This window comes from Suilimivivens aceti (genome assembly GCF_025567405.1).
Classification (GTDB): domain Bacteria; phylum Bacillota; class Clostridia; order Lachnospirales; family Lachnospiraceae; genus Suilimivivens; species Suilimivivens aceti.
The window spans coordinates 40,918-61,514 of sequence record NZ_JAOQKJ010000003.1 but is presented as its reverse complement, the minus strand read 5'-3'; the positions used below and the strand labels follow the sequence as shown (position 1 = coordinate 61,514).

Sequence of the window (20,597 nt, the reverse complement as noted above, 5' to 3'; positions counted from 1 at the left end):
GAAAAAAGATGAGAATGAGTGTAAAGAGTACCGGCAGTAAGGCAGTAGCCATAGCCAGTTCTACCGGTGGACCCAAAGCGCTGCAGAGTCTGATCCCGTTTCTTCCGGCAGAGTTAGATGCTCCTGTATTTATTGTACAGCATATGCCTGCAGGTTTTACAGAGGCATTGTCTATCCGGCTTGACCAGCTTTCAGGACTTTCTGTCAAGGAGGCAGCAGAGGGTGATGCCGCCGAGAAAGGACATGCTTATCTTGCCAGAGGCGGAAGACATATGGAGATCAGAAAAAAAGCAGGAAAAGAAACGCTCCATTACATGGACGAACCGCCAAGAGAAGGGGTGAGGCCCTGTGCCAATTATATGTATGAATCCCTGATGGATAGTAATTATGATGAGATTATCTGTGTGGTGCTTACCGGAATGGGAGCAGATGGCACAGAGGGGATCAGACATCTCAAAGAAAAAAAGAAAGTTACCGTGATTGCACAGGATGAGGAAACGTGTACGGTGTATGGTATGCCAAAAAGCGTTGTCCAGGCACAATTGGCGGATAAAATATTGCCACTGACACAGATTGCCGGTGAGATTACAAAGAACGTGGGGGTAATTTAAAATGGATGTTAATCAGTACCTTGGTATTTTCCTGGATGAATCAAGAGAGCATCTGGAAAGCCTGAACACACAGATCATGAATCTGGAGCAGAACCCGGAGGATGCAGATACGATCAATGAGATCTTCCGTGCAGCACATTCCCTGAAGGGAATGGCAGGCACCATGGGTTATAAGAGGATGCAGAATTTGACTCATGATATGGAGAATGTTTTTACAGAGATCAGGAACGGATCCCTGAAGGTCAATTCCAACCTGATAGATATCCTGTTCCAGTGTCTGGATGCGCTGGACGAGTATACCAATAATATTCAGGAAACATCAGATGAGGGGACGAATGATAACAAGCCTCTTATAGAACAGCTGAATGAGTTCCTGAAGGAGGGCAAATCTGATGCCCAGATGGAAGAGCAGAAGAAGGAAACGAAGGAAGAGTCGCCAAAGGCAGAAGAGGGTACCGGCCGCAGCTGGGAGCAGATCTCACTTGGAGATCCGGAAAAGCATGTGATTGCCACGGCAAAGGAACAGGGAAAGCAGGTCTATGGTCTGACGATCCGTATACAGGAAACCTGTATTCTAAAGGCTGCAAGAGCATTTCTTGTTTATAAGGCAGTGGAGGAAAAGGCAGAGATCATTGTCTGCAATCCTTCTGCACAGGATATAGAGGATGAAAAGTTTGACCTGGAGTTCAGCCTGATCATAATCTCCGACCAGCCGCTTGAAGAGATCATCAAGGCTGCGGAGAATGTATCCGAGATTGCTTCCGTTGTCGGCGATGTGATCAATATTGATACATCAGTGAAAGAGGAGCCGGAGGAAAAACCGGCTGTAGTGGCAGGAAAGCCGGAAACCAAGCCTGCAGCGGCACCACAGAACAGTGCACCAGTTAAGCAGCAGACAGATAAAAAGGGTGGAAAGCCGGTAGTGAACAGGACTGTCCGCGTTGATATTGAGAAGCTGGATGTGCTGATGAACCTTGTCAGTGAGCTGATCATAGCCAAAAACTCACTGGTATCTGCTTCCAGCACAGAAGGAGCGACAGGTGCAGGCTTTAATGAGCAGATTGAATATCTGGAAAGTGTAACCACGAACCTGCATGAGTCTGTCATGAAGGTTCGGATGGTTCCCATTGAAAGCGTAGTCAGCAAGTTCCCGAGAATGATCCGTGAGCTGTCCAAGAAGCTGAATAAGAAGATGGAACTGTACATGACAGGTGAGGAAACAGAGCTGGATCGTACTGTGGTGGATGAGATCGGGGATCCTCTGATGCATCTGCTCCGTAACAGCGCGGATCATGGACTGGAATCAGCAGAGGTACGTGCAAAGAGAGGAAAGCCGGAGGTTGGTTCTATTTTCCTGGATGCTTATCAGGATGGCAACAATGTAGTCATCGAAGTAAGAGATGACGGTAATGGTATTGATACAGAGGCTGTCAAACAGAAGGCGATCGAAAGAGGAGTGATCACACCGGAGCAGGCCGATAGCATGAGCGAGAAGGATATCATTGGATTGCTTTTCCATGCAGGCTTTTCTACATCCCAGAAGGTCACCGATATATCTGGAAGAGGTGTCGGGCTTGATGTCGTGAAGTCCAAGATCGAATCCTTAAGCGGTGAGGTAGAGGTAAAATCCAAGCTTGGAGAAGGAAGCACATGGATCATCAGACTGCCGCTGACCCTTGCTATCATCCAGGCACTGATGGTTATTGTCGGTGGTGAGAAGTATGCGATCTCTCTAGGCAGTATCCAGACAATTGAGGACATCAATCCGGCTGAGATCAAGCTGGTTGGAAATAACGAAGTGATCAACCTGAGAGGAAATGTGATCCCACTTGTCAGACTGAGCAAAGAACTTGATATTGAGAGTCAGAAGTCTCCGGAAGAAAATATGGTAGTCGTTATTGTGAAGAAGGGCGAGAAGCTGGCGGGGCTGGTTGTGGATGAGCTGATCGGACAGCAGGAGATCGTTATTAAATCACTTGGCAAATATATTAACAAGTGCAAGATCATCAGCGGTGCAACCATTCTCGGTGACGGCGAGGTAGCACTGATTTTGGATGCCAATGCACTCATTTAGAACAGGGGGATTTAGAAGATGGATCAGTTAAAAACAATAGAAACAGCTGAAGCAGCAGAAGAAGCAGCAGCAGCACAGTATATCGTTGTGCGGCTTGGCGAAGAGCAGTATGGTATTGATATACGATATGTAGATAATATTGTCCGTATGCAGCATATTACAAGAGTTCCCAAGGTAGCATCCTATATCAGGGGAGTAATCAATCTTCGTGGAGAAGTGATTCCTGTGATGAGCATCCGGTTAAAGATGGGTCTTCCTGAGGATGTTGAGGTCAAATCTACAAGGATTATTATCCTGAAGCATGAGCAGCATGGAACAATCGGCATCATTGTGGATGAAGTAAAGGAAGTGGTAACACTTACTACTGACTGTATTGAAAAAATGGCGTATGATGGAAATGAGAATAAGAGTCATTTTATTTCCGGCATTGGAAAAAACGGAGAAGAGCTGATTTCCTTACTGGATCTGAATTCGGTCTTACTTGAAAAATAAAGCATAATCAGTTAGGAGAGTTTCATGAAAAATCTTAATATGGACGAATTAACGAACCAGTACTACGATGTGCTGAAAGAGCTTGGCAACATCGGTGCAGGAAATGCTACGACCGCACTTGCACAGATGATCGGATGCAAGGTAGATATGTCTGTTCCCAAGGTTCAGCTGCTTGATTTTAATAAGCTTGGAGAACTGGTTGGCGGTGAAGATGAACTGATGGTAGGTATTTATCTCCAGGTAGAGGGCGATATTGAAGGAAGCATGATGTTTATCCAGAAGAAGGTCTCTGCAGCCCATCTTGTTAATAAGCTGATGTGTGGCATGCTGGGTGTTACAGAAGATGAGATTACCAGCCATGAATTTGGCGAAATGGAATGCTCTGCGATCAAGGAAGTAGGTAATATCATTACCGGTGCATATTTAAATGCACTCTCTTCCCTGACAGGGCTGAAGATCTATCCTTCTGTACCACAGCTTGGAATAGACATGGCAGGGGCGCTTTTAAGCGTGCCTGCAGTTGAGTTTGGATTATATGCCGATAAGATTCTTCTTGTGCAGACACAGTTCTCAGATGCAGTAGAGCTGGATGGTTATTTTATACTGATACCCGATATGGAATCTTATGAAAAGATTTTGACAGCACTTGGTGTGATGTAGGGTAAAGGAGATTCTTTTGCTATGGGTGAAGTATATAAGGTAGGAATGGCGGATATGGCAGTCTGCAGTGGAGATGATGCTGTTACCACGCTCGGGCTTGGTTCATGCATCGGAATTGCGATCCGGGATCCGGGGACAGGAGTTGGCGGATTGGTACATATTATGCTGCCTGACAGTAAAGAAATCAGAAATAATACCAACAGACCCAAATTTGCAGATACCGGAATTGAAGACCTGGTAGATGCAATTGTGAAAAAGGGTGGAAACAGGAACCGTCTGGTAGCCAAGATCGCCGGCGGCGCACAGATGTTCTCCTTTGGCAGCGGTAATGAAGCCATGAGAGTAGGGGACAGAAACGCAGCGGCCAGCCGGAAGAAGCTGAGTGAACTGAAAATCCCGCTCCTTTCAGAGGATACCGGAGAGAATTATGGCCGGACAGTTATTTTCTATCCTAAAACGGGGGATTATGTGATTCGGGCAATCGGTAAGCCGGAGAAAACAATATGAGTAATAAAAAGCTGTTTGCTCCTTTTCTGATGCTGCTTGCAGGGGCAGTGGTATCCATTGTCATGTTCTTGAGTGATTATGACATGACACAGCGGCTTACCATATTGCTTCTGTCAATGCTGTTCTTTTATTGTGTGGGCCTTTTTATCCAGAAGAAAATGGTAAAGTTTTTGGATGAGATCCAGAAAAAGGAAGAGACACAGAAGGCAGAAGAAGGAGAAGTCATAGAAAAAGAGGCTAAGAAGGAAGAGGCTGAAAAGGAAGAAAAATAGTCTATGGCTGAGGAAGAACTGTATCGGAGGTTACCATGGACGAAGCAGCAAGAAACAGGCTTTTTGAAGACTATGCCAAAAACAGGTCACCAGAAATACGGGAACAGATCATACTGGAATATGCTCCGCTTGTAAAGCTGGTGGCAGGACGGCTCAGTATGTATCTTGGATACAATGTAGAATATGATGATCTGGTTGGATATGGGGTATTTGGTCTGATAGATGCCATAGATAAATATGACAATATGAAGGCTGTCAAATTTGAAACCTATGCCAGCCTCCGGATCAGGGGAGCAATACTGGATCAGATTCGGAAAATGGACTGGATCCCGAGAACGATCCGTCAGAAACAGAAAAAAATAGATGCGGCCATGAAGGCCATTGAAGCTGAAAAGGGCAGAGCGGCAACAGATGAGGAAATTGCCGGGGAGCTTGGTATTTCAGCGGACGAATATACTGGCTGGCAGTCACAGATGAAGATAACAGGGGTGGTATCGCTGGATGAATTCCTGGAGGGGGGAAGTGAGGTTCCTTCCCTGCAGAGTACCCAGCATCGCTATGACGAGCCGGAGGACGTGATCGAAAAGGATGAACTGAAAAAGAAGCTGGCAGAGGCACTGGAGCTTCTGACAGAAAAAGAAAAGAAGGTGATCCTTCTTTATTATTATGAGGATCTGACATTAAAGGAGATCAGTAATATCCTTGCGGTATCAGAGTCCAGAATTTCGCAGCTGCATACACGTGCACTGCAGAAAATGAAAGCTAAAATGGGAAATTATATGGGGATCTTTTCCCGGTAGCAGAGGCTTAGCATTTTCAGGAGAGCTGATACAGAGGTAGTGAGAGGGGACGGGTATTGCTATGAAAAATGGGTATTTCCAGCTGGTGTGTGGACCGCAGGGAACAGGACTTAAGGTCTTTGCACCAAAGGACGGTGGGGAAGCTGTCAATGTGAAAGAGGTTATGGAGTATCTGACGAGAAACCAGATTCCTTATGATACGCCTGCGCTTTCAAAAGGGTTACAGAATGCAGCTGCATCAAGACAGGAGATATATCTGCTTATGCTGAACAGGGAAGCCTGCAAAGAGGTAAATGAAAGCTACAGCCTGCTTGCAAGTGAAGACCGCATGAGCGTGATTGTCAGATTTTATCCGGCATCTGAGAATGGAGAGAGCCTGAAGCCGCAGGAGCTGATCCGGGATCTTACTTTTAAAAGGATCACTTATGGTGTGCGCAGGAATGAGATCTTTGACTTCCTTTCGCATGTCAGATACTGTACAGACCTGCAGGCTGCTACTGGAAAAGCACCTAGAAACGGATCTGATGCAAGGATAGAATATTATTTCCAGACAGACAAAAAGGCAAGACCCACACTGAAAGAAGACGGGAGTGTAGATTTCTTTCATCTGAATACAATTAATCACTGCAAAAAAGGAGATGTCCTTGCAAGACTCTATCCGGAAGACCGGGGAGAGGCAGGATCTACTGTATATGGAGAAAAGATTCCGCCAAGAGAAGTAAAGGCGGGTGTCCTTCATTATGGGAGAAATATTTCCATTTCCGAAGATAAGACAGTGCTGACGGCAGAGACAGACGGGCATGTCATGCTGGTAGAAGGATCTGTCTTTGTATCAGATGTACTGGAGGTGGAAAATGTGGACACCTCTACCGGAAATCTCGACTATGAAGGTAGTGTCAGGATCAATGGAAATGTCTGTGCCAATTTCGAGGTCAGGGCACGAGGAGACATAGAAGTAACAGGTATCGTAGAGGGAGCCGGACTGTTTGCAGGTGGTAATATCATCATAGCAAGAGGTATGAACGGCATGGCAAAAGGAGAGCTTCAGGCCGGTGGAAACATTGTAGCCAAGTTCCTTGAAAATGCCAGGGTATCAGCAGGCGGCAGCGTTTCCACAGAATCGATCCTTCACAGCAGGGTAACTGCAGGAACACAGATCGTAGTTACAGGTAAGAGAGGATTTATTACCGGAGGAAAAGTATGTGCTACCAGCCTGATTCAGGTCAAGACGCTCGGGTCTCCCATGGGGACGGATACGGTTGTAGAGGTGGGAATGGATCCACTCAAGAAGGCAAGACTGCAGGAGCTTCAGAAGCAGGTGACAGAAAGCAGCAGGATGATCGCACAGATCCAACCAGTTCTGGCAGCATTGTCAAAGAAGATGGCACAGGGTGTAAAGCTTCGGCCGGATCAGCTGAAGGGTTTTCAGGAAATGGTGCAGCAGGAAAAGCAGCTTAAGGAGATCGTAGCTAATAATAATGAGGAACTGACAGGCTTACAGTCTGTCCTGCAGGAGAGCAGCGGTGCAAAGGTAGAGGTATCTGGCGAGGTATATGCTGGAACGAAGATATGTATTTCGGACGTTTCTCTTGTTGTTAAGGAAAGTATGCGTCACTGCAAGTTTAAAAAAGAGCAGGGCGATGTAAAAATGTCTGCTTTATAGGGGACAGAAGGAGTGCCTATGACGATTAGCAGAGTAGAACTGCAGGGGCAGATCACCAGAGCCCAGGATTTTACAGCAATCAAACATCAGGAAGACAGCAGAGGGTTTGTTGAGCAGGCCAATATCCATCAGAAAACAGAGCAGAAGGTTGAAGTGAAGGCTCGTCAGGTACAGCATGGCGACAAGGCTGAGAATGAGGGAAAACGATTTGATGCCAAGGATAGTGGAAACGGCCATTATTATGGAGATGGCGGCAAAAAGCGCAAAAAGCAGGAAGAAAAGAAAAAGCCGTCTGCAGGCGGCTACGGCGGCTTTGACATAAAAATTTAAAGATACAGGTGAGAACATGAATACAACAGAACTGATTTTGCTGATTGCAGGTGCCCTGGTATTTACCATCAGCTTTTTAATTCCTACAGGAAAGAAGGAGAAAAAAGAGGAGGGGGTAGAGGTCAGGATACCGGAAGAAGAGCTTCGGGAGAAAATTGAGGGTGAAGTCAGGGAAGCCCAGCAGAAGATAAATGATATTGTAGAGGAAACTGTGAAATATTCCATGGAAAAGACAGAACGTGTCATGGAGAAAACAAGCAATGAAAAGATCATGGCAATTAATGAATTTTCAAACACGGTTCTGGAGCAGATCGGCAAAAACCATAAAGAGGCCGTTTTCCTTTATGATATGCTGAATGACAAGCATGATAAGCTGAAAAATACAGTCAGTGAGGCCATGACAGTAGAAGGGAAACTGAAAGAAGAACTGGAGCAGGCGAAATTCAGTCCCATACAGGCGGAACGGGTTACGGTGCTTCCGGATCTGACTGCAGAGAGTGGAGCAGGGGCAGTGGCACTTGAAGCCTCCGGTATGGCAGAAACAGGCGCTGAAGCAGGAAATGCCAGAAAAAGGAAGAGTGCAGATGGGGCGGCAAAGGAGCCGGCAAGAAAACGGAAGCCCTCACCTGCAAAGACCAAAGCAGAGGAAGCCGCACAGTCAGAGAATCAGGCTGACAGAAAAGAGACTGCAAAGCATGTAGATGTGAGTATGGCAGCAGCCGGTAAGAACGGCAGCAGAAATAATAATGAAAAGATCAGGGAGCTTCATAAGGCAGGTAAGTCCAATATGGCAATTGCCAAAGAGCTTGGACTAGGTATCGGGGAAGTGAAGCTGGTGCTGGATCTGTTCGCAGATACGTAAAGGCACAAAGGAGAAGTTTTACATGAAATTAAAATACTATCTGAGAGGACTTGGCATTGGTATTCTGGTAACTGCTGTTATCATGGGTGTTACGCAGGGAAGCAGAAAGGAAACACTGTCAGACCGGGAGATCAGGGAAAGGGCAGCCGCCCTTGGTATGGTAGAGCCTGGAAATTCCCTGGCTGATCTGGAAGCGGCAGAAACACCAGCAGCAACAGAGATACCGGAAGCGGCAGAAACACCAGCAGCAACAGAGACACCGGAAGCGGCAGAAACACCGGCAGCAACAGAGACACCGGAGGCAGCAGAAACACCGGCAGCAACGGAAGCACCGGCAGCGACAGAGACACCGGAGGTGACGGCCAGACCGACACAGAAGCCTGCAGAGGAAGAGGAAGGAAGCTCTTATACATTTGAAATCCAGGCGGGGGACAGCTCCTATCAGGTGGCTTACAGACTGCAGCAGGCAGGACTTGTGGCAGATGCCAGGGACTTTGATAATTATCTGTGCTCCAAAGGATATGACAGAAAACTCAAAACAGGATCATATGAAATTCCGGAAACGGCAACGGAAGAGGAGATCAGTGAGATCCTGTGTGGCAGATAACTGGAAGATAAAGGAAAATAAAAATGCGGAAAATCTGGCTGAATTTGCGAAAACCCTCTTGAAAAAAGAGGGTTTTAGTGCTATACTGTGCCAGTATGACTATAAAGCATGTGTATCAATTTCCTGCCGGTGCCCTTGACGCAGGGTAGGCAGCTGAGCGGAAGATACGCAGAAGCGCAACCAAATGGAGGTAAAGACATGAGCGTTATTTCAATGAAGCAGTTATTAGAGGCAGGTGTTCATTTCGGACATCAGACAAGAAGATGGAACCCCAAGATGGCTCCTTATATCTTCACAGAGAGAAATGGTATCCACATTATCGACCTGCAGAAGTCTGTAGGAAAGGTTGATGAGGCTTACAGAGCAGTATTTGAGATCGCTGCACAGGGCGGAACCATTCTTTTCGTAGGTACCAAGAAGCAGGCTCAGGACGCTGTTAAGACAGAAGCTGAGCGTTGTGGTATGTACTATGTAAACGAGAGATGGCTTGGCGGTATGCTTACCAACTTCAAGACTATCCAGAGCAGAATTGACAGATTAAAGGCAATCGAGACCATGTCTGAGGACGGTACTTTTGATGTTCTTCCCAAGAAGGAAGTTATCGCTCTTAAGAAAGAGTGGGAGAAGCTGGAGAAGAACCTTGGCGGTATCAAGACCATGACAAGAATTCCCGATGCTATTTTCGTAGTAGATCCCAAGAAGGAAAGAATCTGCGTACAGGAAGCTCATACACTGGGAATTACACTGATCGGTATTGGTGATACCAACTGTGATCCTGAAGAGCTGGATTACATTATTCCTGGTAATGATGATGCTATCAGAGCTGTTAAGCTGATCGTTTCCAAGATGGCTGATGCTGTTATCGAGGCAAATCAGGGTGAGGAAGCTGTTACAGAGGAGCTTGCTCAGGCAGCAGAGGGAACAGAAGCTACTGATATCGAAGAAGTGGCAGATGCAGAATAATTAAAGCAAACAGATTCAGGAGGAAATAACGATGGCTAACATTACAGCAGCTATGGTAAAAGAGTTAAGAGAAGCTACCGGAGCAGGTATGATGGACTGCAAGAAGGCTCTTAATGAAACCGATGGAGATATGGACGCAGCCGTTGAGTTCTTAAGAAAGAACGGACAGGCTAAGGCAGAGAAGAAGGCAGGAAGAATCGCAGCAGAAGGTCTTTGCTGTGTAACCTTAAAGGATGACAAGACAGCAGCAGTTGTTGAAGTTAACTCTGAGACAGATTTCGTTGCAAAGAATGAAGAGTTCCAGACATTTGTAAAGGCAGTTGCAGAGCAGGCAGTAAACTCTGACGCAGATGACATGGAAGCATTTATGGCAGAAAAGTGGAATGCAGATCCTTCTATCACTGTTAAGGAAGCTCTGGTTGCCAAGGTTGCCAAGATCGGTGAGAACTTAAATATCAGAAGATTTGAGAAGATCGTTGCTGATAACGGCTGTGTCGTATCTTATGTACACGGTGGCGGAAGAATCGGTGTTGTTGTAGAAGCACAGACAGACGTTGTAAATGATGCTGTTAAGGAAGCACTTACCAACGTAGCTATGCAGATCGCAGCACTTTCTCCCAAGTATGTATCTACAGCAGATGTATCTGAAGAATACAAGGCTCATGAGAAAGAGATCCTGATGGCACAGATCGCTAACGATCCCAAGATGGCTGGAAAGCCTGAGAAGGTTATCGAGGGTGCTGTTGTCGGACGTCTTAACAAGGAACTGAAGGAGGTTTGTCTCCTCGAGCAGCCTTACGTTAAAGCTGAAGATGGCAAGCAGACTGTAGCACAGTACCTTGCACAGGTTTCCAAGGAAACAGGCGCTAATCTTTCTGTTAAGAAATTTGTTCGTTTCGAAACAGGTGAAGGTCTTGAAAAGAAAGTTGACGATTTCGCAGCAGAGGTTGCTGCACAGGCAGGTATGTAATCCGTTCTGAATAAAAGAAGAACAGTGATGAGGCCCGGGAGTTTCATAGATAGTGTTTTCCCCTGTCTGTGGAATAACCGGGCTTCTTTCTTTTTAGTCAAGGTAAGGAGTTTTTGATTATGGTAAAATATATTGCAAAACGAATTGGTCTTGCAATCGTGACAATCTGGGCGGTGGCAACCATCACCTTCTTTCTGATGAATCTGGTTCCCGGTGGTCCGTTCCTTTCTGAAAAGGCAATCAGTCCCCAGGCAACAGCAGCGTTGGAAGCAAAGTATGGACTGGATAAGCCGCTCTTCCAGCAGTATCTGACATATATCACAGATGCACTGCATGGAGATTTTGGTGACAGCTTAAAGCAGAGAGGCCGTACTGTTATGGATATCATTAAGATGAAGTTCCCAGTGTCTGCAAGAGTCGGCGGTGTATCTGTACTGGTATCCCTGATCCTTGGAGTGCCGCTTGGCTGTATTGCTGCCCTGAAGAGAGGGAAGTTTGCAGACAGTCTGATCAGTGTGGTGGCAACCTGTGGTATTGCGGTTCCCAGCTTTGTTATCTGTACACTTCTGCTGTATTTCTTCGGAGTTAAGCTGCAGATCCTTCCAACCATGGGATTGACAACAGCAAAGCATTATGTGATGCCGGTCATGGCACTGGCTTTTTATCCAACAGCCTATATTATGCGTCTGATGCGTTCTTCCATGCTGGACGTACTGGGGCAGGACTATATGCGGACTGCAAAGGCCAAGGGACTTGCGGGAGGCAAGATCCTTTTCAAGCACGCACTCCGTAATGCGATCCTTCCGGTTATTACCTATGTGGGTCCTCTTCTGGCTTATACGGTAACAGGAAGCTTTGTAGTAGAGAAGATTTTTACGATCCCGGGACTTGGCGGTGAGTTTATCGCAGCCATTAACGGACGAGATTATACACTGATCATGGGGACAACGATCTTTCTTGCCACACTCATTATTATTATGAATGTTGTGGTAGATATTGTTTACAAGCTCGTAGATCCCAGAATTAAATTAAAGTAAGGAGCAGACCCCATGAAAGAAAATCCAATCAGTTTTCAATTAAAATTAAAGCCTGAAGATTTTCTCCCGGCAACAGAGGAAGAAAAGCAGAGTCAGGTGATCATGCGTGAGAGTGTCAGCTTCTGGAAGGATGGCGGACGTCGTCTCCGCAAAAATAAGGTGGCTATGGTAAGCCTTGTAGTGATCATTATCATCATGATCTTTTCCTTTGTGGTTCCTTCCTTTTATCCTTATTCCTATAAGGAGCAGATCAAGGGAGCAAACAACCTGCGCCCCATGCAGTATTCTGCAGAGGAGCAGGCAAGGATCGATGCCGGTGAAAAGGTATTCCCTCATGTCTTTGGCACAGACAAGATGGGACGTGATTACGCCATCCGTGTCATGATGGGAAGCCGTATTTCTCTGTTAGTTGGTCTGATCGCAACAGGGATCATCCTGATCATCGGATCCATTTACGGATCTGTGGCAGCCTTCTTTGGAGGCTGGGTGGATCTGGTCATGATGCGTATTGTTGATATTATATACACGATTCCGGATATCCTGCTGATCGTACTGTTATCCTTTGCACTAAAGGATCCCCTGTCCCGGCTGAAGAATGTAGCAGGCTTTGCCTGGGTAGGCATAGTAGGTGAAAACCTGATCAGTATTTTTGTTGTATTTGCCCTTTTATACTGGGTAGGTATGGCGAGAATGGTCAGAAGCCAGGTCCTGATGCTGAAGGAAAGTGAATATGTAACAGCAGCAAGGGCACTCGGCGTAAGCAATGGAAAGATCATCAGAAAGCATCTGCTGACCAACTGTATCGGTACTCTGATCGTTACCACTACACTGCAGATCCCCTCATCCATTTTTACAGAAAGCTTCTTAAGCTTCCTTGGTATGGGTGTTGCCGTACCGCTTCCGTCCCTTGGCTCCCTTGCCAGTGACGCAATCAACGGTATGAATACGTATCCGTATCTTTTGTTTATTCCGGCTCTTTTGATCAGCTTGATCATTCTGAGCTTTAACCTTTTCGGTGATGGTCTTCGGGATGCATTTGATCCCAAGCTGAAAAATTAATGCAGGAGGGAGAGAAAATGGCAGAATATCTGGTAGATATTAAAAATGAAAGACTTTCCTTTTTCACACCTGCTGGTGAAGTAAAGGCATTAAATGATGTGTCCATTCATCTGAAGGAAGGCGAGGTGCTTGGCATTGTAGGAGAAAGTGGTTCCGGTAAGTCTGTAACAGCCTACAGTCTGATGGGGCTGACGGCATATCCCGGTAAGCTGATCGGCGGTAGTCTGCAGTTTAATGGACATGAGATCGAGAAAATGAGTGAGAAGGAAATGAGAAGGATCCGTGGAAATGAAGTATCCATTATTTTCCAGGATCCCATGACCAGTCTGAATCCGGTATATACCGTAGGCAATCAGATCATGGAAGTGATTCTTCTCCATACAGATAAGAACAGAAAGCAGGCCAGGGAAAGAGCCAAAGAGCTGCTTACCCTTGTTGGTATCAATGAGCCTGATAAGAGATTAAAGCAGTATCCTCATGAGCTGTCCGGTGGTATGAGACAGAGAGTCATGATCGCTATGGCACTTGCCTGCAAACCAAAGCTCCTGATCGCAGATGAGCCGACAACAGCACTTGATGTGACCATACAGGCACAGATCCTGGAGCTGATGATGGAACTGAAGGACAAGCTTGGCATGGCGATCATCATGATCACCCATGACCTTGGCGTGGTTGCCAGCATGTGCGAGAGGATCGCAGTTATGTATGCCGGCAGGATCGTGGAATACGGTACTACAGAGGATATCTTCTACGATCCGAAGCATCAGTATACCAGGGGACTGATCCGTTCCATTCCGAGAATTGACACAAAGGAACATGAAAGACTGGTTCCCATTGAAGGAACACCCGTTGACCTTCTGAACCCGCCTGCAGGATGCCCGTTTGCACCGAGATGCGAAGCATGTATGAAGATCTGTCTTCGTGAAATGCCTCCGGTAACAAACTTTGATGAGGTGCATTATACCCAGTGCTGGCTGAATCAGAAGGAAGAGATGGAGAAGGGAGCAGCCAATGAGTGATACATTAGTTCAGGTAGAACATTTACAGCAGTATTTTCCGGCAGGGGGATACGGCAAAAATAAAAAATATATCCAGGCGGTAGATGATGTTTCCTTCACCATTGAGAGGGGAGAAACGCTGGGACTTGTTGGTGAGTCAGGCTGTGGCAAGACCACTACAGGACGTACCCTCCTTAGGCTTTATGAGCCTACCGGCGGACGGTTTATTTATGACGGTGATGTGATCTTTGATGTAGAAAAGAAGATCAAGGTGGATATGCTGCCTTACCGTAAGAGAATGCAGATCGTTTTCCAGGATCCTTATGCCAGTCTGGATCCCAGAATGACAGTCGGTGATATCATCGGGGAAGCCATTGACGTACACAAGATGGCGGCAAACAAAAAAGAGAGATATGACATTATTATAGAAATGCTTCGCAGGGTCGGATTGAATTCTGAGCATGCAAACCGTTATCCGCACGAGTTTTCTGGTGGTCAGCGCCAGAGAGTCGGTATTGCGAGGGCACTGGCAGTGAATCCGGAATTCATTGTCTGTGATGAACCGATCTCTGCACTGGATGTTTCCATTCAGGCACAGGTCATCAATATGTTTGAGGATCTGCAGGAGCAGATGGGGCTGACTTACCTGTTTATTGCCCATGATCTTTCTGCAGTAAAGCATATCTCCAACCGGATCGGCGTTATGTATCTGGGAAGAATGGTGGAGCTGGCTGACAGCTATGAGCTGATCACAAGACCTCTTCATCCCTATACGAAGAGCCTGATCTCCGCAATCCCTATTGCCGACCCGAGAAAGGCCAGGGAAAATAGACGTATCGTGCTTGAAGGAGATGTTCCAAGTCCTTTAAATCCCCCTTCAGGATGCCGGTTCCGTACCAGATGTCCCTATGCGGATGAAACCTGTGCTGCGGCTGCTCCCGAGTGGAAAGAAATTGAAAAAGGACATTTTGCCGCCTGCCATCATATTGACAAGTGTAACTAAATATGGTAACAATATAAGAGTTATTATTTATTATAGGAGGAAGTATTATGAAAAAGAGAGCACTTGCACTCGTTCTCACAGCTGCCATGGTTCTTGGCTTAACAGCCTGCGGCGGAAGCTCCAATGGAGCAGCAACTGATTCTGCAGCAGACGGACAGACAGCTGGAACAGAGACAGAGGCAGAAGCCCCTGCTTCTGCAACAGGTGAGAAGATCTTATCCGTACAGGTAGGACCTAATCCTGAAACCATTGATCCTGCTTTAAACAGCGCTGTTGATGGTGGTAACATGTTATTACATTCTTTTGAATGCCTTCTGGCAGTTGATGAAGATGGTCAGCTGATACCCGGACAGGCAGAGTCCTATGAAGTATCCGAAGACGGACTTACCTGGACATTCCATTTAAGAGAGGGTCTTAAATGGTCAGATGGTTCTGATTTAAATGCAAATGATTTTGTTTACAGCTGGAAGAGAGTATGCGATCCTATGGTAGCTGCTCCCTATGCTGAAACTGTACTTTCCATGGTAGAAGGCTATGACAAGGCAATTGAGGGTGATCTTGACGCCCTTCAGGTAGTTGCTTCTGATGACAACACTCTGGTTGTTACTCTGAACACTCCCTGCTCCTACTTCGGAAGCCTTGCAGCATTTGCTACCTTAAGCCCTGTTCAGCAGGCAACTGTAGAAGCAAATGGTGATGCATGGGCAACAAGTGCTGAGACATACATCAGCAATGGACCTTTCTATGTATCTGAGTGGGTTCCCGGATCTTATATCATGATGACTAAGAACCCTTACTACTGGAATGCTGATGCAATCAAGCTTGATGGTATCAAGTGGAACCTGATCGAGGATTCCAACGCTGCATACAGTGCATACCAGACAGGTGAAGTCCAGATGATCAAGGATGTTCCTACAGAAGAGATCCCTACCTTAAAGGACAGTGCTGATTTCTATGTAGATCCTATCATTGGTACCTATTACCTCAGCATGAACCTTGAAAGAGATGCATTCAAGGATGCAAAGGTACGTAAGGCATTAAGCCTTGCTATTGACCGTGATTATGTTGCAAATACCCTGATGCAGGGAACCTATTCACCTGCAGACAATCTTCTAGGAACCGGCTGGATCGATATGGACGGAAAGCAGTTCAAGGATAATGCAAACGGTGGTAAGTCTTATATCGATGTTACCAACTATGAAGCAAATCTGGAAGAAGCCAAGCAGCTTCTGGCTGATGCCGGTTATCCGAATGGGGAAGGCTTCCCGACCATCACATATACAACCAACGATGCCGGTTACCACAAGGTAGTTGCTGAATATTTACAGCAGGCGTGGGCAGAGATTGGTATCGACCTTCAGGTAGATATCGTTGAGTGGGCTTCCTTCACACCTATGCGTCGTAACGGTGATTTTGATGTTGCACGTAACGGCTGGGTAGGAGACTACAGTGATCCTTCCAATATGCTGGATCTGTTCTACTCAACCAATGGTAACAATGATGGTAAGTTCACCAATGCAGACTACGATGCAGCTATCGATCTTTCCAGAACAACACTGGATGCTGACGAGCGTTCACAGGCTCTCCATACAGCAGAAGACATTCTGATGGAGGAAGCTGGATGTATCCCTGTTGCATATTACAACGATTTCTGGTTACAGAGTGACAAGATCACAGGATCCTGGCATTCACCTTACGGATACTGGTACTTCATGTACGCAGATATCACAGAATAAGGCAGACTTACAGGCTTACAGATAAGGTAAGATAATTCTGAGGGCAGACTCAAATGGTTACTTGAGTCTGCTCTCTTTTTGTGTTAAACTATAAGCAAATCGTGTTAAAGGAGCAGATGGCATATGGAAGAGTCGGCCACCCGCAGAAAGCGGATCAACCGCCTGAAGAAGATGATCCTTGGCGGAGTTATGATGGCTGTACTTATTCCTGTGACAGCGAGTATTATACTGAGTGTCCGGGCGCATCAGCTATCCGACAGGATCAGACAGCAGGAAGCTGTTATCCAGGAGCTGGAGGATGAAAATAAAAATCTGGCAGGAGCTTTCTTGACAGAAACGATAGAAGAATCCGAAAGAGAAGCTTTGCAGGAAGAGCAGGACGCAGGGACACCGGCAGCCGGAGAGGAAGAAGAGGGTCAAAAAAAGATTTACCTTACCTTTGATGACGGACCGAGCAGTAATACGGATGAGATCCTGGATATCCTGAAGGCCTACGATGTGAAGGCAACCTTTTTTGTAGTAGGGAAGACGGATGAAGCTTCCAAAAAGGCATACAGAAGGATCGTAGAAGAGGGACACACGCTTGGCATGCATTCCTACAGTCATTCTTATGCGGATATTTATGATTCTGAGGAAGATTTTCAGACTGATATGAAAAAGCTGCAGGAATATCTATATGAACTGACCGGTGTATGGCCAAGATTTTACCGTTTTCCGGGAGGAAGCTCCAATACCGTGAGTAATATAGATATGCAGAAGCTGGCAGACTGGCTGACGGATCAGGGGGTCACTTATTTTGACTGGAATGTGGCATCGGGGGATGCAGTCAGCAGGGAGCTTCCGGCAGAGACACTTCTTGCGAACTGTCTTGCAGGCATCAGAAATCAGCAGAGCTGTGTGGTACTTATGCATGATGCAGCAAATAAAGATACGACGGTGGAAGCCCTGCCGGAGATCATTTCAGAAATCCGTCTGCAGGAGGATGCTGTTTTTCTGCCTATTACAGATGACACGGTACCTGTGCAGCATACTATTAAAGCACAGACAGAAGAAAGTAATTGATTTCAGTTACGAATCATGAAGATACAAAGAAGCGAATGGAGGACTTACCAATGGGATTTTTCTCAGATTTAAAGGATGATTTATCACAGGCAGTCAATGAGCTGATGCCGGAAGAGGGAGCTGAAGAGGCAGAAGCAAAGAAAAACGCGGAAGCAGAAGAGGCGGCCGATGATGGCGCAGATGCAGTCCGGGAAACAGAAAAAGCAGAGGAAAGCAGTACAGTGAACGGTTTTGATGCGGATCTCGGGGCAATGCTTGATAATGTAGATAATCTTTCTGCTACGAAGGAGTCTGCTTATACACAGCCGGCAGAGAAAGCAGAGATGCCGTCTTCCTCCGGAAAGAGACCCAGTGATGAGGTTTCCACACTGACTGAGAGCATGATCATCAATGGTAATATTGCAACCGAGGGTGCACTGGATGTCAGAGGAAGCATTGTTGGTAATGTGGAGGCTCTTGGTAAACTGAATATTACAGGTACCATCCAGGGAAATTCCCAGGCAGCAGAGATCTATGCAGAAGGAGCCAAGATCACAGGAGAACTGAAGAGCAGTGGCTCTATCAAGGTAGGACAGAGTACAGTCATCATCGGAAACCTGTATGCAAACAGTGCTGTGATCGCAGGTGCGATCAAGGGTGATATTGATGTGAAGGGACCCGTTGTCCTGGATTCTTCTGCTATCGTCATGGGGGATATCAAATCCAAATCTGTACAGATCAACAATGGTGCCGTGATCGAAGGTATGTGTTCACAGTGCTATGCAGAAGTAAATCCGACCTCCTTCTTTGAAGAGATCAAGAAAATGAAATAGGCGGTGACTGGTATGAAGAGAATTTTGCTTAAGCTGAGTGGTGAAGCCCTTGCTGGTGACAAAAAAACTGGCTTTGATGAAGAAACAGTAAGAAAGGTGGCACTTCAGGTTAAAGAGCTGACAGACAGTGGGATTGAAGTGGGTATCGTAACCGGTGGCGGTAATTTCTGGAGAGGCCGTACGAGTGAAAATATTGACAGGACCAAGGCTGACCAGATCGGGATGCTGGCGACTGTCATGAACTGTATTTATGTTTCTGAGATCTTCAGAAGTGTTGGTATGAAGACAGCCGTGCTGACACCCTTTGAGTGCGGATCCTTTACCAAGCTTTTCTCCAAGGACAGAGCCAATAAATATTTCAGCAGGGGAATGGTCGTGTTCTTTGCAGGCGGTACCGGACATCCATATTTCTCTACTGATACTGGTGTTGTACTGAGAGCCATTGAAGTAGAGGCAGAGGTCATTCTGCTTGCCAAGTCTATCGATGGTGTATACGATAAGGATCCCAAGACAAGTCAGGATGCAAAGAAGTATGACAGCATCACAATCGATGAGGTGATCGAGAAGAATCTGCAGGTGGTAGATATGACAGCTTCCATTCTGGCAAGAGACAACAAAATGCCCATGTGGGTGTTTGGATTAAATGAAGAGAACAGCATTGTGAATACTGTAAACGGCAAATTTACAGGAACCAGAGTAACCGTATAGGGAGGACAAAAACCATGAACGAAAAGATCAAAATATATGATGAGAAAATGCAGAAAACAATCGATCATCTGGAAGCAGATTATCAGGGAATCCGTGCAGGACGTGCCAATCCTCACGTACTTGACAGACTGAGGGTTGATTATTACGGAACACCTACTCCGATCCAGCAGGTAGGAAATGTAACCATTCCGGAAGCGAGGATGATCCAGATCGCACCCTGGGAAAAGAGCCTGATCAAAGAGATCGAAAAAGCGATCCTTGCATCTGATATCGGTATTACGCCTTCCAATGATGGCTCTGTGATCCGTCTGGTATTCCCGGAGCTGACTGAGGAACGCAGAAAGGATCTGGTAAAGGAAGTTAAGAAGAAGGCAGAGGAGTGCAAGGTTGCTGTCAGAAATATCAGAAGAGACGGTAATGAAGCATTCAAGAAGATCGCTAAAGAAATTTCCGAGGATGAAGTAAAGCAGTTAGAAGAAGAACTGCAGAAGATCACGGATAAGTATATCAAGGAAGTAGATAAGCTGACAGAAGCCAAATCAGCAGAAATCCTTACGGTATAAGCCGGTCAGGCTGGCAGCAAAATGAACAAACATAAAATAGAGTCCGTTTTCCGGGCTCTGTTTTTTAAGCAGGAGGAAATATGGCAGAGCAGCAAAATCTAAAAATGCCAACTCATGTGGCAATCATTCTGGATGGCAATGGCAGATGGGCAAAGAGCAAGGGAATGCCGAGAAACTACGGACATGTGCAGGGAGCCAAGACTGTGGAAACAATCTGTGAGGAAGCCTACAAAATGGGGATTTCCTATCTGACGGTTTATGCTTTCAGTACAGAAAACTGGAACAGGCCAAAGGACGAGGTGGATGCCCTGATGAAGCTTCTTCGTAATTATTTGAAAACCTGTCTGACTACTGCAAAGAAGAACAGGATGTGTGTCAGGATCATTGGGGATAAGACCAGACTGGATCCGGATATCCAGAGGCGGATAGAGGAGCTGGAGGAATCTACGAAGGAAAATGACGGTCTGCATTTTCAGATCGCCCTGAATTATGGTGGCAGGGACGAGATACGGAGAGCCTGTCAGAAGATCGCAGAAAAGGTGAAAAGTGGAGAACTGGATCCTTTGAAAATTACAGAGGAGCAGATCGGAGACGCACTTGACATGGGAGGGATCCCGGATCCGGATCTGCTGATCCGTACCTGTAATGAGCAGAGAATTTCCAATTTCCTTTTATGGGAATTAGCCTATACGGAGTTTTACTTTACACCGGTGGCATGGCCCGATTTTTCAAAAGAAGAATTGCAAAAGGCAGTGGAAGCATATAATCATAGAGACAGAAGATACGGCAGGATAGAGGAGGAGTAGTC

Annotated in this window: 23 protein-coding genes; all 23 read left to right on the top strand. The window is 46.2% G+C overall.

Going from position 1 to position 20,597, the window contains the following annotated elements; genetic code table 11:
- Positions 1-8: 8 nt before the first annotated feature.
- On the top strand, positions 9-611 hold the full coding sequence (locus OCV77_RS03795) for a CheB methylesterase domain-containing protein (RefSeq protein ID WP_262573458.1): 603 nt from the start codon (positions 9-11) through the stop codon (positions 609-611).
- Between the two features lies 1 nt (position 612).
- Positions 613-2,685 carry a chemotaxis protein CheA gene (locus tag OCV77_RS03790; RefSeq protein ID WP_262573457.1) on the top strand — a complete coding sequence of 691 codons (2,073 nt, stop codon included), beginning with the start codon at positions 613-615 and terminating at the stop codon, positions 2,683-2,685.
- An 18-nt stretch (positions 2,686-2,703) separates the two neighbouring features.
- Positions 2,704-3,177, top strand: coding sequence for a chemotaxis protein CheW (locus tag OCV77_RS03785; protein ID WP_262573456.1), 474 nt, complete (start codon positions 2,704-2,706; stop codon positions 3,175-3,177).
- A 24-nt stretch (positions 3,178-3,201) separates the two neighbouring features.
- A complete protein-coding gene (locus OCV77_RS03780) occupies positions 3,202-3,837 on the top strand; it encodes a chemotaxis protein CheC (protein ID WP_118797627.1) in 636 nt (211 codons plus the stop codon).
- Positions 3,838-3,858: 21 nt separating this feature from the next.
- Positions 3,859-4,344: a chemotaxis protein CheD gene (locus tag OCV77_RS03775; RefSeq protein ID WP_118797628.1), complete on the top strand. Its 486-nt coding sequence runs from the start codon at positions 3,859-3,861 to the stop codon at positions 4,342-4,344.
- Complete coding sequence (locus OCV77_RS03770) at positions 4,341-4,616, top strand: hypothetical protein (protein WP_118797629.1); 276 nt, start codon at positions 4,341-4,343, stop codon at positions 4,614-4,616. Before OCV77_RS03775 ends, OCV77_RS03770 begins: the two co-directional genes overlap by 4 nt.
- A gap of 35 nt (positions 4,617-4,651) precedes the next feature.
- Positions 4,652-5,416, top strand: a complete 765-nt coding sequence (locus tag OCV77_RS03765) for a FliA/WhiG family RNA polymerase sigma factor (protein WP_118797630.1) — start codon at positions 4,652-4,654, stop codon at positions 5,414-5,416.
- A 61-nt stretch (positions 5,417-5,477) separates the two neighbouring features.
- Complete coding sequence (locus tag OCV77_RS03760) at positions 5,478-7,079, top strand: DUF342 domain-containing protein (protein WP_262573455.1); 1,602 nt, start codon at positions 5,478-5,480, stop codon at positions 7,077-7,079.
- A gap of 18 nt (positions 7,080-7,097) precedes the next feature.
- On the top strand, positions 7,098-7,409 hold the full coding sequence (locus OCV77_RS03755; protein ID WP_118797632.1) for a hypothetical protein: 312 nt from the start codon (positions 7,098-7,100) through the stop codon (positions 7,407-7,409).
- Positions 7,410-7,425: 16 nt separating this feature from the next.
- Complete coding sequence (locus tag OCV77_RS03750; protein ID WP_262573454.1) at positions 7,426-8,271, top strand: DUF6115 domain-containing protein; 846 nt, start codon at positions 7,426-7,428, stop codon at positions 8,269-8,271.
- 22 nt (positions 8,272-8,293) lie between these two features.
- Positions 8,294-8,878, top strand: a complete 585-nt coding sequence (locus OCV77_RS03745; RefSeq protein WP_262573453.1) for a hypothetical protein — start codon at positions 8,294-8,296, stop codon at positions 8,876-8,878.
- A gap of 198 nt (positions 8,879-9,076) precedes the next feature.
- Positions 9,077-9,841 carry a 30S ribosomal protein S2 gene (gene rpsB / locus OCV77_RS03740; RefSeq protein WP_118797634.1) on the top strand — a complete coding sequence of 255 codons (765 nt, stop codon included), beginning with the start codon at positions 9,077-9,079 and terminating at the stop codon, positions 9,839-9,841.
- A gap of 31 nt (positions 9,842-9,872) precedes the next feature.
- The gene (tsf, locus tag OCV77_RS03735) at positions 9,873-10,811 is read left to right on the top strand and encodes a translation elongation factor Ts (protein ID WP_118797635.1); all 939 of its coding nucleotides are present in this window, start codon (positions 9,873-9,875) and stop codon (positions 10,809-10,811) included.
- Between the two features lie 119 nt (positions 10,812-10,930).
- The gene (locus OCV77_RS03730; protein WP_262573452.1) at positions 10,931-11,848 is read left to right on the top strand and encodes an ABC transporter permease; all 918 of its coding nucleotides are present in this window, start codon (positions 10,931-10,933) and stop codon (positions 11,846-11,848) included.
- A gap of 12 nt (positions 11,849-11,860) precedes the next feature.
- On the top strand, positions 11,861-12,907 hold the full coding sequence (locus tag OCV77_RS03725) for an ABC transporter permease (protein WP_118797637.1): 1,047 nt from the start codon (positions 11,861-11,863) through the stop codon (positions 12,905-12,907).
- A gap of 17 nt (positions 12,908-12,924) precedes the next feature.
- Positions 12,925-13,926, top strand: a complete 1,002-nt coding sequence (locus OCV77_RS03720; RefSeq protein ID WP_262573450.1) for an ABC transporter ATP-binding protein — start codon at positions 12,925-12,927, stop codon at positions 13,924-13,926.
- A complete protein-coding gene (locus OCV77_RS03715) occupies positions 13,919-14,908 on the top strand; it encodes an ABC transporter ATP-binding protein (protein ID WP_262573447.1) in 990 nt (329 codons plus the stop codon). The genes OCV77_RS03720 and OCV77_RS03715 overlap by 8 nt, the downstream gene beginning before the upstream one ends.
- A gap of 47 nt (positions 14,909-14,955) precedes the next feature.
- A complete protein-coding gene (locus tag OCV77_RS03710) occupies positions 14,956-16,644 on the top strand; it encodes a peptide ABC transporter substrate-binding protein (protein ID WP_262573446.1) in 1,689 nt (562 codons plus the stop codon).
- Between the two features lie 123 nt (positions 16,645-16,767).
- Positions 16,768-17,706, top strand: a complete 939-nt coding sequence (locus tag OCV77_RS03705) for a polysaccharide deacetylase family protein (RefSeq protein WP_118797641.1) — start codon at positions 16,768-16,770, stop codon at positions 17,704-17,706.
- A 50-nt stretch (positions 17,707-17,756) separates the two neighbouring features.
- Complete coding sequence (locus OCV77_RS03700) at positions 17,757-18,518, top strand: polymer-forming cytoskeletal protein (protein WP_262573444.1); 762 nt, start codon at positions 17,757-17,759, stop codon at positions 18,516-18,518.
- 12 nt (positions 18,519-18,530) lie between these two features.
- On the top strand, positions 18,531-19,226 hold the full coding sequence (gene pyrH, locus OCV77_RS03695; RefSeq protein WP_262573443.1) for a UMP kinase: 696 nt from the start codon (positions 18,531-18,533) through the stop codon (positions 19,224-19,226).
- Between the two features lie 14 nt (positions 19,227-19,240).
- Positions 19,241-19,789 (top strand): ribosome recycling factor, encoded by a 549-nt coding sequence (frr, locus tag OCV77_RS03690; RefSeq protein ID WP_262573441.1) that lies wholly within the window; start codon positions 19,241-19,243, stop codon positions 19,787-19,789.
- A gap of 80 nt (positions 19,790-19,869) precedes the next feature.
- Complete coding sequence (locus tag OCV77_RS03685; RefSeq protein WP_262573439.1) at positions 19,870-20,595, top strand: isoprenyl transferase; 726 nt, start codon at positions 19,870-19,872, stop codon at positions 20,593-20,595.
- Positions 20,596-20,597 lie beyond the last annotated feature (2 nt).